This is a genomic window from Natrinema gari JCM 14663 (genome assembly GCF_000337175.1).
GTDB lineage: Archaea > Halobacteriota > Halobacteria > Halobacteriales > Natrialbaceae > Natrinema > Natrinema gari.
Map to the genome: position 1 here is coordinate 10,825 of NZ_AOIJ01000045.1, position 13,148 is coordinate 23,972.

At 67.3% G+C, this 13,148-nt stretch carries 8 protein-coding genes; 6 read left to right on the forward strand and 2 right to left on the reverse strand.

Annotation, left to right across the window (positions count from 1 at the left end):
* Window positions 1–546: 546 nt before the first annotated feature.
* From C486_RS07720 to C486_RS07730, 3 genes are read left to right on the forward strand one after another with little or no spacing between them, the layout of a single operon-like run.
* Complete coding sequence (locus tag C486_RS07720; protein WP_008454852.1) at window positions 547–2,790, forward strand: hypothetical protein; 2,244 nt, start codon at window positions 547–549, stop codon at window positions 2,788–2,790.
* Entirely contained in the window at window positions 2,783–3,814 is a 1,032-nt protein-coding gene (locus C486_RS07725) for a hypothetical protein (RefSeq protein WP_008454854.1), read from the forward strand. The genes C486_RS07720 and C486_RS07725 overlap by 8 nt, the downstream gene beginning before the upstream one ends.
* Window positions 3,807–7,487 carry a UvrD-helicase domain-containing protein gene (locus C486_RS07730; RefSeq protein WP_008454855.1) on the forward strand — a complete coding sequence of 1,227 codons (3,681 nt, stop codon included), beginning with the start codon at window positions 3,807–3,809 and terminating at the stop codon, window positions 7,485–7,487. Before C486_RS07725 ends, C486_RS07730 begins: the two co-directional genes overlap by 8 nt.
* Before the next feature lie 174 nt (window positions 7,488–7,661).
* Here the strand turns inward: C486_RS07730 and folP are convergent, their stop codons facing one another.
* Window positions 7,662–10,247 carry a dihydropteroate synthase gene (folP, locus tag C486_RS07735; protein ID WP_008454858.1) on the reverse strand — a complete coding sequence of 862 codons (2,586 nt, stop codon included), beginning with the start codon at window positions 10,245–10,247 and terminating at the stop codon, window positions 7,662–7,664.
* Between the two features lie 203 nt (window positions 10,248–10,450).
* Between folP and C486_RS07740 the strand changes: the two genes are divergently transcribed.
* The 3 genes from C486_RS07740 (at window position 10,451) to C486_RS07750 (ending at window position 12,536) form a co-directional block, all read left to right on the forward strand.
* A complete protein-coding gene (locus tag C486_RS07740; RefSeq protein ID WP_008454859.1) occupies window positions 10,451–10,822 on the forward strand; it encodes a cupin domain-containing protein in 372 nt (123 codons plus the stop codon).
* Between the two features lie 146 nt (window positions 10,823–10,968).
* Entirely contained in the window at window positions 10,969–11,925 is a 957-nt protein-coding gene (locus C486_RS07745) for a hypothetical protein (protein ID WP_008454860.1), read from the forward strand.
* 410 nt (window positions 11,926–12,335) lie between these two features.
* The gene (locus tag C486_RS07750) at window positions 12,336–12,536 is read left to right on the forward strand and encodes a hypothetical protein (protein WP_014864447.1); all 201 of its coding nucleotides are present in this window, start codon (window positions 12,336–12,338) and stop codon (window positions 12,534–12,536) included.
* A 221-nt stretch (window positions 12,537–12,757) separates the two neighbouring features.
* Here the strand turns inward: C486_RS07750 and C486_RS07755 are convergent, their stop codons facing one another.
* Window positions 12,758–13,000, reverse strand: coding sequence for a hypothetical protein (locus tag C486_RS07755; protein ID WP_014864448.1), 243 nt, complete (start codon window positions 12,998–13,000; stop codon window positions 12,758–12,760).
* Window positions 13,001–13,148: the final 148 nt, after the last annotated feature.

Here is a 13,148-nt window from a genome sequence, read left to right on the forward strand (position 1 = left end):
AGCGCCGTCGGCGGCGATCATGAAGCCCCGAAACACACGACTCCGAGCCGAGCGTGAACGGGTGGGCTTTCGCCTCGCTACCGCTGTAATTCTCAGCAGGAGACAGTGAAGAAGAGCATCTCAGTATGAACATGTAGACAGAACAGTACGGAGAAAAACATATAACGCTGTTTCTGGTACCGTGTGTGGATCGCGCATTCAGCTGCCTGCGGCGGGCGTTCCGGGGACGCATCCGCAACGTGGATCGGTTCTCTCTCCGAAAGAGAAAAGCACTCGTATGCTGCGAATAGCCGCTCTCGGACACCAATACGGACCGAGGGCTAATTCACTCCTGACACCATCCTCTTTGCATTCATATTCTGCCATAGTATTCTTCGAAGATGGTAGCTTTGACGCCGCCTGACGGTAGAACGCGGACAAACCCACGCTGGTCTCCCGTTGGGCGTCCTCGAGTCCGCTCGGTCGGGCTCGAGGCACGACTCCATCGGGATCGAATCGTGCCCACATTTAAATACGAATTCCGCCATACTCGGTGACGTACGACCGATGGCCACGCCGCCCACACTCGACGGAACCTGTAAGCTCCTCCCCGCACCCGCGCCGGGCAGCGACGTGTTCGCGACGGTTGCCGCGGAGTACGCAGCCCTCGCCGCGGAACACGGACCGCGGAACGTCCTGGTCCTGAAACGGCATCCGGCGGGCCTCGAGTCGGTGGCCGAGGCGCTGGCCGACGCCGGTCGCGGGCGAAACGACGGTGGGCCCCGGTCGCCCCGGCTCGAGTCGCTGCCGGAACACGCCTCGAAAACGATCGAAGAGTACGATCCGACGCTGGACCGCCTCGAGTATGAGGAGCGTATCGAACTCATTTCGCTCGTCATCGACGGTGCGAGCCGATCGGTCCCCGACTACCTCGAGCGCGCCGCCGCCCACGAGAGTTTCGCGCGCGACGTGGGGCAACTGCTGCTCGCGGCGACCCGCCAGCGGATCGACCGCGACGACCTCGAGTCCCCCCACGACTGTCTGGCCTTCCTCTACGCGATGAACGACCGCTTTCACGCGGAACTCGACGACCGCGGATACGTCGAGCGGGCGGACGTGATCCCGCAGGCGGTCGACCTGCTCGAGGCGGACGCGGACGGCGTGCGGTCCCGAGTAACCGCCTCTTTCGACGCCGTCCTCGCCGTCGAATTCGAGGAGTATCGCCGCCTCGATCGCCGGTACCTCGCGGCGCTGGCCGACGACGCCGACCTCGTCTGCATCGGCGAGCGCCACGCCAGCGTCGAGCGAACTCGGGTCGAGACGGGCTGTATCGCGGACGTGGCGAGAGACGCGGGTCTCGATATCGAGCTGCTCGAACCCGTTTCCGCCGACGGGACTGCCGACGGACCGCCACAGCAGCCTGTGACGCGGTTCCTCGCGACGGGTGACCGATCCGAGGGACACGACGCGACCGACGCCGGACCCACTGGCGGGCGACCGAGCGGGCGGGCCCGACGCATCCGCACCGAGACCGCCCGCGAACAGGTTCGGGCGGTCGCCACCGAAATCCAGTCGTTGTCGGACCGCCACGGCTGGTCCTACGACGAGTTCGCCGTCGCCGTGCCGCGGGTCGAACGGGTTCCGGAGACCAGACGTCGCCTCCGGGATGCCGGCATCCCGACGGCGACGATCGGTACCCCCTCGCTGGCGGAGGACCCCGCGGTCAACGAACTCTACGCGGTCGTCGCGTGCCAGTGTGAGCGCGATGGCGACAGCGACGCGCTCGAGCGACGCGATGCCGATCCGTCCCCGGCGTCGAGCGAGCCCCAAGAGGTCTCGCTGAATCGCCTCCAGGCTCGCATCCCCGAGTTCTCGACCGGCCTGCTCGCCGAAACCGATGGAGCGAGTGTTCGTCGCTCGCTCGAGCGCTGGATCAGTCGCACGGACCTGAAAGGGCGAATCGCCCGCGAGGAAGCGTGGGTCGACGCCCGCGAACAGTACGAGGGTATCAGACGCGTCCTCGAGATCGCCCGGTTCGTCGAGGAGACGGATCTCGTGGGCCCCGACTGGCAGGGCCTGCGCCGAATGCTCCGGCGAACGATCCGGTACGACGCGCCCTACGTCCACGCGGTCGAGACGCGGCCGCCGGTCGGCGGCGTTACCGTCTGTGCCATCGACGACCTGAAGTACGATTCGCGGCAGACGGTGTTCCTGCTCGACCTGATCGACGAGACCTACCCGGGTGAGCAGTTCCTCACCCAACTGTTCCCGTCGGCGTGGCTTCGAACCATGCCGGCCTATCCCGCGGTCACCGACCCGTCGCTCGCGGAGACCGCGGCGACGTTCGAGCCTGTCGATGCGACCGCAGTCGGCGACCCGTTCGAGACCTACCACGCCCAGCGATCCCGCAGGCGACTCGCGCTCGGTGCGCGCGCGGCCGAGCATGCCCTCTATCTGTGCTCCTACGAGCGCGGTGCCGGCGGCCTCCAGCGGACCCACGACGAGTCGCGCTACCTGAAACTGCTCGAGTCGACGCCCGGGCTCGCGCTCACGAACGTCGATGCCGCGGCCGGCGCGGCAATTCACGGCGAAACGAACGCCGTCGAGGCGCTGCTCGACCAGCCCCGTGGCGAACTCGAGCGGGTGCTCCGGGAAGCCAGCACCGGCGGCGAGGCCGATCTCGGCGCGACCGAGGCGCTGTTCGAGGAGATCGCGGTCGTGCTCGAGGACGGCGATATCGACGCCGAACTCGCCGAGGCGGTCCGGTCGCAGTTCGAGTTCGCCGCGGGCGAGGTGGTCCGCGATGACTGACGACGCGGCGACGGCCACACTCGACATCGACGGCCTCCGCACCGCGCTTCACTGTCCGCGGCGCTACGAGTTCGCCCACGTCCACGGGCTCGAGGGGAGCGACGACGACACGGTCGCCGACCGCGTGGACGTGCTGCGGACCGCCATCTGTGACGCACTCCGGAGCGGCGAAACCGATCGGGGGGCGCTCGAAGCCGTCGCCAGCGATCGGCTCTCGACGCTGTGGACCGACCACGACGAGCCGTTTCACTCCAGCACCCAACGCCGCCACGAGCGGCGGGTGCTCGAGGCGACGCTGTCGGCGTACCTCGATCGCGTCGGGACGGCCCACGCTGCCGGGATCGAGCGACTGGACGCCGACGCGGCCCGCGGCGAACTGATCGGGCCGGCGCTGCCGCTCTCGAGTGCGGTCGACGTCGCCGACGGGGCGCATGCGGCCGAGCGAGTGCGGATCGACGCGACGGTGGACTACGTCTACGGCGACGGCTCGTCGATCGTCGGCGTCCGGTTCGTCCCGACGCTCGCGCCGCTCGGGCGGCTTCGCTACCGGTCCGACTGGGAAGGCGACGTCGCCGAGCTCTTCACTGATCACTTCGACGACGGGTCGCCCACGTTCGAACCGGACCCGGTCGGCTCGCTCCTCGAAACTGCCGTGGTCATTGACGGGCTCCGCGGCCTCCGCGACCGGCTCGAACTCGGCGACCGAACCTGTCGATACGTCCAGATTCCCCTCGCCGACCGCTCGGCAGCGACGGTAAACTGGGTCCAGAACACCGTCGAGACGAGCCTCGAAGTCGCCGATCTCACCGACGTTTACGTCGACCATCATACCTACGGCATGACACACGATCACCGAAACGAGACCGTCGACGACCGCCTCGAGACCGTGGCCGCGAGCCTGCTTGCGGGTCCCTTCGATCCGTCCGACCGATGGGAACGGATCGCGGAACACGCCTGTCCGGACTGTGAGTACACCGTCTGCTGTCAGGAGTACATCGCAACGGAGGTGCGGTTCGATGGCTGACGGATCGGGGCCAGCGGATATCGACCCCAAAGGAAACCAGCAGGCGGTCATCGACAGCCGCGCGGCCTGTACCTCGGTCGACGCGGGTGCCGGCACCGGGAAGACGACGACGATGCTGCTCCGGATCGAGCGCGCCATCGAGCGGGGCAACGTCGATCCCGACGACGTACTCGTACTGACGTTCGCGAACGAGGCGGCCGCGAGCATCCGGGCGGCGGTCAGCGACCGCCTCGAGCCCGACGCCGCCGCGGCGATCGACGTCTACACGTACCACTCCTTCTGTTACCGGCTGGTCCGCGAGTACGCCTACTATTTGGGCTACTCGCCGGAGTTCGACGTCGTCACCGAACGGACCCGCCGCCGGCTCATCGGCCGCCTGCTCGCTGACAACGACTACGATTTCGCGGCCGCGACCCGCACCGACGGCTCACCGGCCGATCTCGTCGATGCCATCGACCGGTTCATTCGGGCGATGAGCCAAGAGGACATCACGCCCGACGACCTGCAGTCCGGACTGCCGCCGGTGCGGACCCTCGAGCTGTGCAACGAGTTCGTTCTCTGGCTCGAGCGGACCGCCGACGAGGACCTCTCGTTCGACACCGAGGCGCTGCGCTACTTCAATCGAGACACGCACCTCGAGACGGTCCGGGAGTCACTGGTCGACTACGGCAAACTCGTCTCCTACTGTCGGGAGAAGATCGCGGAGGCACCGGACGCGTTCCGCGAGGACGATCTGGTACGGGACATCGACCGCTACCTCCGGATGCTCCAGCAGTGCGTGACCAACACGATCGACACGCTCTCGCTCGACGACCGGACCACGAAACACCTGCCGCGGGCGTTGTTCGGCAACCGAATTTGGGGGCAAGCGACGAGCCGGATCGAACAAACGCCCTTCGGTCGGTTGAAACACTACGTCGAGTTCCTCCGACTGGCCCGCCACTACGCCGACGTCTACGCGGACTACCACGACGCGCTCGAGGCCGAGCGGGCGATGGACTTCGACGAACTGGTGCGGACGGCAACCGGGTTGCTCGACGATGCTGCCATTGCCAGCGAGATTACCGGACAGTGGTCCCAGGTCTACTGCGACGAGTTTCAGGACACCGACGCGACCCAGTTTGCCCTACTGACCGAGCTCACGGACGGCCCCGACCGGCCGGACCTGCTCGCGATCGGCGACAAGGACCAGGCGATCTACGGCTGGCGCGGGACCGACCGCGAGGGGCTCGATCGGCTGGCCGCGGCCTACGACGACCACGAGGCGATCGAACTCGAGCTCAACTTCCGCTCGCGACAGGAGATCCTGGCCCTGACCAACGCCTGCGATTACGGCCCCCAGTCCTCGAAGACGCTGCGGGAGAACGGCCGCACGGCCGGCGGCTACGACGAGGACGAGCCGCCGGACCGCGTCGTCAAAGTCGAGAGCGACGACGTCCCCCAGTCGACGCCCGAGCAGGTCGCGACGACGGTCTCGCGGCTGCTCAACGGCGAGGCGGCGACCGTCCCGCGGCGGTCGCTCGGCGATATCGCCGTCATCGTCCGAACCAACCGCCACGCGCAGGCGGTCGCCGACGAACTGCAGGCGTTGCAGATCCCCTACGAGATCTCCGGCTCGCCGCGCGGCGACATCTCGCCCGGGATGCGGACCGTCCTGTCGTATCTCCGAGTGCTCGTCGAGCCGGACGCGGACGCCCACCTCCGTCGTGTGCTGCTCTATCGCTACCGCGTCACTGCCGACGACCTCGCGACGCTGCAGCGGCGGGACGGCTCGCTGTACGATGCCGTGACGAACGGCGACCTGTCGGCGCTCGATCTCGACCAGCCCGACCGACTCGAGACGGTCCGGACCCACCTCGAGCGACTCGAGCGGTTCCGGGACATCTATCCGCTGTCGGGGTTCGTTCGACGGTTCCGGGAGCTCACCCGGATCGAGTGGTTCTGTGCGAGCGAGGAACGAGCCGGGTTCGATCGCCTCGAGCGGTTCGTCGAGGCCTACGAGTCCGATGGCGTCGTCCAGTCGCTGTCAGTCGCGTTCGTGGACGCGCTGACACGGACCCTACAAAGCGGCGGGAGCGACCGAACGCGGGGCACCCACTCCGAGGACTGCGTCGACGTGATGACGGTCCATCAGGCCAAGGGCCTCGAGTTCGATACCGTCCTCGTTCCCTACCTCTCGGACGAGGAGTGGTGCGTCGACGGCGACTACGTCGAGCGGGCCCGCTACCGGCTGCTGGCCGCGACCCTCGACGACGCGGTCGACTCGCCTCTGCTCGCCGATCTCGCCACCGAGCGGGTCGCCGAGGAGTGGCGCGTGCTCCACGTCGCGCTCACTCGCGCCGCGGAACACTTGTTCGTGTTCGGCTCCGGCTACGAGTACGACGGCGACGACGACGAACTGGCGGCGTCGACGGCCGAGGCCTGCCTGGCGAGCGATATCGAGTGGTCCGTGACCGGCCAGCGGATGGACCTCTGGGCGTCGCTGACCGAGAGCTTCGAGCGGGTCCGAGAGGTCTATCCTGAAACCGTGGTCGATCGCACCGACGAAATCGCCGCCTCGGCCGGCGAGAGTCCGGGCACGATCACCTACTACGCCGACTATGGTACACGGCCCGTCGAACCCCTCGAGACCCGCGCGGCGATCGAGACGGTCCACCGGCTTGGGCGACTGCTTCGCGACGGGACGCTGTTGGCGGCGGCCGACGCCGCGAGCCACGACTCGCTCGAGACGGAAAGCGGTGACCGAGCGGCGGCGGAGCCGGCTCGAGTCCCCAGCGGTCGGCGACTCTCGGCGCTGACGACCGATACGGTCCGGTTCCCCGTCGAGACGCTCGCGACGGCGACGGAACTGCCGGTCGCGATGCGACACAGCTACTCGGCGATGGATACCCACGAGACCTGTGCCCGGAAACACTACCTCGATCACGTCGTCCGGGCGATCGACGACCCGCCCGCGGCGGCGACGGTGAGCGAGCAGGCGGCCGTGGCGAACGGCGGGTCACCCGCAGCGACCGACGAGTCCGCGTCGCGACTCGTCGGGACCGTCTTCCACGATGTCGCCGAGGAGGCGTTCCATCGCGAGTACCGTACCCGCGAGGCGTGGCGCGAGGCCGCCGTTCGACAGCTCACCGCCCGCGATCTACTCGCACACCGCGAGGCGGTCCTCGCCTGCATCGACCGCTACTTCGACGCGACCGCACCGGCCGTCAACCGGCCCGTCGCCGACTGGGAGCCCCTGGCCGCGGAACTCCCCTTCTCGATCGAAGACGTGGCCGGCGTGACGGGAGATGTCGTCGGCTACGTTGACTCGGTCCGGCGACACCCCGACGGCGGGCTCGCGGTGCTGGACTACAAGGCCACCGCGGAACGGATCGCGCCCGAGGAAGCCGTCCAGTTGGCGCTGTATCTGCGGGCCTGCGAAGAGCAGTTCGACGAGCCGATTTCGGCCGTCGGCTACGTCTACGTCGGCGACGTCGACGGCCATCGCGTCGCCCTCATGGAGCGCGACGACCTCCCGGCGTGGGAGTCGGTCCGCGAGACGCTCGCGGCGGTCGACGAACCCTCGTTCACGGAGACGACGCCGGGTGACCACTGCCAATACTGTCCACATCGGTCGCTCGGCTGTGGTCCGGCGGCGTATACGCCCGACAACGACGGCGTTGGCGGCGACTGAACGCCGACGAGCGTTCGGCTTGGCGTCGGAACTCGGCATCGCCTACGTCGCTTTAGAACCTCGTGTTCGAGGCTGCCGCTCGGTCGCTCATGTGAACGGACGTGGCCGTCGAGCAGTATGAGTTCGTCCCCTCGATCGGTATCTTCGAGACGCGCCCCGGCCGGAGGGCGGGGGTTACGACTCCCAGTCGAAGCGCTCCGGGTCACGCGCGGCGAGCGCCGTCCGAACCGCAGCGACGTTCTCGGGCACGTCGTGGACGCGTACGAGGTCGGCTCCGCGGTCGGCCGCGAGGGCGCTGGCCGCGACGGTCGCCTCGAGTCGTTCGCCGGCCTCGCGGCCGACCTGGCCGAACATGGACTTGTGGGAGTGCCCGAAGAGGACGGGACAGCCGAGCGCGTGGAACTCGTCGATCCGGTCGAGCAGTTCGAAGTTCTCGGCGGCGGACTTGCCGAAACCGATGCCGGGATCGACGATGATCTGCTCGCGGTCCAGCCCCGCCTTCTCGGCCAGCAAAATGCGTTCGGTGAGTTGATCGATCACGTCCGCGACGACATCGTCGTACGCGACATCGCGATCGGGGACGACCGGCGCGTCGATGCTGTGCATCACGACCAGCCCCGCGTCGTGGTCGGCGGCGACGAATCGCATCTCGGGGTCCTCGAGCCCCGACACGTCGTTGATGATGTCGGCACCGGCCTCGAGCGCGGCGTCGGCGACGGCGGCTCTGCGGGTGTCGACCGAGAGCAGGGCGTCGAGGTCGGCGATCCGTTCGACGACCGGCACGACCCGGTCGAGTTCCTCCTCGACCGACACGGGAGCAGCGCCCGGCCGGGTCGACTCCCCGCCGATATCGATCACGTCAGCGCCGGCCGCGACCATCTCCTCGGCGCGGGCCACGGCGTCGTCGAGGGCGTCGTACTCGCCGCCGTCGTGGAAGCTGTCGGGCGTGACGTTCAGAATCCCCATCACGGCCGTCCGATCGGTCCAGGGGTAGTCCGGGCCGGTCGAGCCGTCGGCCGGCCGACCGGGCGTCTGCGGTCGGCCGGCGGCCCGAATCGGTTCCGTCGCGTCGCCGTTGGCATCCGTGTCGTCGGCGACGCTGGTATCGGGCCCGGCGTCGACCTCGAGCGTGTCCCGTAACTCGCGGGCGACGTCGGTCAGGCCGTGGGGTTGTGTGCGCGTCTCGAGGGCCTCGACGAGCGCTTCGAATTGGGCGAGCGTGCCCATCAACACGGCGTCGACGGGTTCATCGTCGTGCTCGAGGCCCGAGAGTGCGCATTCACCACCCAGCCGCAGCAGTTCCTCCTTGAGGACGGTCGCCTGTCGGTCCCGAAGCGCCGTCCTGACGACTCGATGGACAGCGTCGCCGTCCAGTCGCTCGGCATCGTCCGCGGCGACGTTCGCCTCCGCGAGCGCGTCACGGGCGTCGGAGCGGTCGCGAACACGCTTCGGAACGTCGGTACGGGTCCATCTCGATCGGGCCTCCGCGACCGCGAACAGCGAGCCGGTGACGAGCACGCAATCGTCACTCCCGGCGTCGCCGAGGGCGGTCGCGAGCGCGTCCGGGACCGCGGTCTCGGTACGGACGGTCCCGACGCCGGCATCGGCGAAGACATCGGCGAGGACGGCCCGATCCTCGGCCCGGTCGAGAGTCGGTTCGGTCGTCACGACGGTGTCGGGCGTCGGCAAGGCGGCGGCCATCTCGCGGTGGTCCTTGTCGTGCATCGCGCCGAAGACGAGATAGAGGTCGTCGTAGTCGTAGGTGTCGAGCGTCTCGGCGAGTCCCTCGCAGGCACCCGGGTTGTGCGCGCCGTCGAGGACGGTCAGCGGCTCCGTGTCGAGCACCTCGAACCGGCCCGGCCAGTGGGCGCTTCGCAGTCCACGCGCGATCTCCGCCGCCGAAACGTCGCCGACCTGTCTGGCGAGGGTAGCGGCAATACCGGCGTTTTCGGCCTGATGCTCCCCCAACAGCGGAATCCGCGTCTCGAGGTCCCACGTCTCGGCATCGATCGAAACGGCGGCTTCGGTGTGGTTCGTCCGCCCGCCGTAGGCGACCCGAACGTCGGGACTCGAAGCCGTGCCGTCGTCGCCGTCGTCGGCCGCCGTCGCCGCTCCGACGGTGACGACCGCGCCGGCGACATCGCGGATCGACTCGAGCGGACTCCCCGTGACGCCCGTGACAAGCGGCGCGTCGGCCGGGGCGACGTGGGCCTTGTCGCGGGCGATCTCCGCGACGGTGTCGCCGAGGATGCCCGTGTGCTCGAGGGTCACGCTCGTGACCGCGCTGGCGACCGGATCGACGACGCTCGTCGCGTCGTACTTGCCGCCGATACCGACCTCGAGAACAGCGATATCGACATCCTCGCGGCCGAACTGCCAGATCGCCATGGCGGTCATCGTCTCGAAGAACGTCGGGGACTCGCCGTCGGCACCGCGCTCGGTGATGTACTCGCGGACGGCGTCGACGTAGTCACAGACGGCTGCCCGCGACATCTTCCGGCCGTCGACACGGACCCGCTCGCGGAGGTCCTCGAGGTGTGGCGAGGTGTAGAGGCCGACGGAGTAGCCCGCCTCCCGCAGCGTCCGCTCGAGCATTCGGGCCGTGCTCCCTTTCCCGTTTGAGCCGGCGATCTGGACGAAGTCGACGGTTTCGTGTGGGTTCTCGAGGTGGGCCAACAGCCGGGCGGTCGACTCGGTGCCCGGCTTCGGGCGGAACCGTCGCAGATCGAAGAGGAAATCCGCCGCCTCGTGATACTCCATACGAACCCAGAGAGCCCGGTCATTTTAGAGTATTCCGTTCCGGGACTCGCTCGCGTCGCGTTCCCAGCAGGGACGGGGCGACTGCTGGCGGATCGGGCGTCGAGTCCCCACCGCCAATATGTTCGGGAGAAGACCGACCCCGACGAGGGACATCGGGTCGAACACGTCTTCGGCGAGCCCGAATCGCCTGGCGGAGATCACCCATGCCCGTAACCGATTTCGACAGCGAACGAACGTACGACGAGGATCGATTCAGCACGCGGCCCGTGTTCCGGAGCAACCGGATGAAGGTCGTACTCGGCTACTTCGAGCCGGGGCAGTTCATTCCGGTTCACGCGCCCGGCAGTGACGTCGCGATCTGTATCCGCTCTGGAACCGGCGTCGTCCGGGAGGGGGAAACCGAGCACGCGGTCGGTCCCGACGACGTGGTCGTCGTCGAGGCCGACATTGAGCGGGGGATCCGTGCCGACGACGACGAACGGCTCGAGGCGCTGCTCACGACGAGTCCGCCGCCGACCGACGCCGAGCACGCGCCCGTTCGCGAAGGGCTCGAACGCGGCGTCTTCGATCCCTGATCCGATTCCCGTTGGTCCCGTTCGCCGCCGACGCGTTCTCGAGTGACCGATAGATACGGCGTCGGGACGGTCACGAGCGGTCACAGAGAGGTATATGTTGTTGGGAGTGTGACACCACGTCGAGAGCCGAACATCCAGGACACGCTATGGGTGAGACACCGCACAACCAGCCCGCGGACGGCCGACGGACCGCTCGTCGACGGACGTTCCTCCGCGCCGTGCCGTACGTCGGAACGGCGATCACAGCGACCGGTACTGTCGCCGGGAGCGTGACGGATCGGGACTTCCCGCCGCCAACACGCACCGAGTGGAGCGAGCCGGTCTCGCTTGGCAACGGGGAGTTACGGACGTTTACCACGGTCTCGCCGTCGGGCGACCCGACGTACCACGGCGTCGTCCTCGATCGCGACGCGCTTACCGGTCTCCCGTCGGCCGCGGTGTTGCGAACCCGAGCGGAACGCGGCGATTCCGGGAACAAATACGGGCCGACCGGCGCGGCCCTCGAGATCCACCACGCGTGGTCACAGGAGTTCTTCGTTCCGTTTCCCGAGACGGCGGCGACGCCGTTTACCTTCCTCGGCCTGAGCTGGAACCCGGAGGGCCACCCGCCGCCGGGAACCTACGACGTTCCGCACATCGACGTTCACTTCCACATGCTCGAGGCGGCTACAGTAGACGCCATTACGGGGCTGAACGCAGCGTCGTACACCATCCCGGAGCCGCGGCTTCCGGAGGGGTACACCCGCGTTCCCGAGCCGAGTCTCGGTGGGGAATTCGCAGTCGTCACGGACATGGGCGAGCATCTGGTCGACGCGGACTCGCCGGCGGGTCCCGGCGACGAGTTCACCGCCACGCTCATCTGGGGGGCATACGAGACGAGCGGCGACGGGCGCGGTGAACTCACGTTCGTCGAGCCGATGGTGACGAAGCGCTACCTCGAGACCGTGACCGGCACCGATCGGTACGAAATCCCACAGCCGACGCTGTATCCGACGGCCGGCGCGTATCCGACGGCCTACGCCGTCCGCGATGTCCCGAACGACGATGCGATCGCGATCACGATCGAAGCGTTCACGCCCGTTGATCGGACCGAACAGCACTGATCTCCCGTCCGCCGTCGTCTTCCTTCGGAGCGTCAGTACACGTCCCCTCTCGTAGGAATCAGCGTCGAGATTACGGTCATAGACGATTTCTTCAATACCGTGGCAACGTCAGCCAGAGAGCGGGAAGCCGGGAAGGATTCCGGTCGGTCATGATACTGTCGCCGACCACCAATAGGTCGATTCGTCCGTCGTGGCGGGCCGCTCAAGTCGGCGGATTCTGCATCGACGTGCTTCCTTGCTTGGAAGTGCGATCGGGCGTGCTCCCACGTCCCGGCCACCTGCTGACCGGTGTCCCGCGCTCCTCAATAGCTTCTATGCCTACCGCACTAACTAAAAGCTATAGTGCCCTCATAGTTAACTCTATATGCATAGGTGCTACTGTCAAATGTGTTGTTTCCGTAAAGCCAGGTATGGGACAATACAGAGCCGTCATGACGGCGACAGATCGTGAACGGATTACCGGCGAAGCCGACGTCCCGGACAGCAAGCGATACGAGGCTGCGAGTCGAATCCGAAAACGAATCGAGGAACTGGAGCAGGATGCCGAAATTCTAGAGGAGTACCACCCTGGTTTATACAAAGAGCTTCGGGAGGCTGTTTGTGACAAATAAATTACCGGGCTGGCGAGAACCAAACAGAACTCTACCACGTTGCATGCAGCGCGTTCGTTAATACCGACTCGTTTCCGGGTGGCCTTGACGAGAACGACGAAGTGGTCCGAGTCTCCGAAGCAAGGCAGTTTCCGGAGACATATTACTTCACGGACGGCAACTGGAACGCTGCCCCGCTGGTTCCCGTCGACGAGCCAAATGGGGCATGAACCCGGACGCGGTCACGTTCCACGCGGTCTCGTCGGTGGGCGGAAAAACAGGCCGTCGAGCACGGCGATGGCGGCGATGGAAACACCGGCGAGAAGCGTCGTCTCAGCCGAGAGATCGAGGACGCGGCCGATGAGGCCGGCGACCGCGAATGCCGTCGGAATCAGCCCCAACAGGAGATCGTATCGGTCGATCATCGAGACGTACTCGGCGAGTCGAGACCGCATATCGACTCCGGTGATGTCTCTCCATCTCATCGATTCACACCTCTCGCTGGGACGTACGATCTGCCCCCACTAAAAACGTATGGGAACGAGTGGTGCAGAACGCAGCTTCGACCCCATCCGTCAATCTCAGGCAGCCACAGCGGCTCGAGTCGACCGGCGGCCGCGAGCGCTGGGCCGT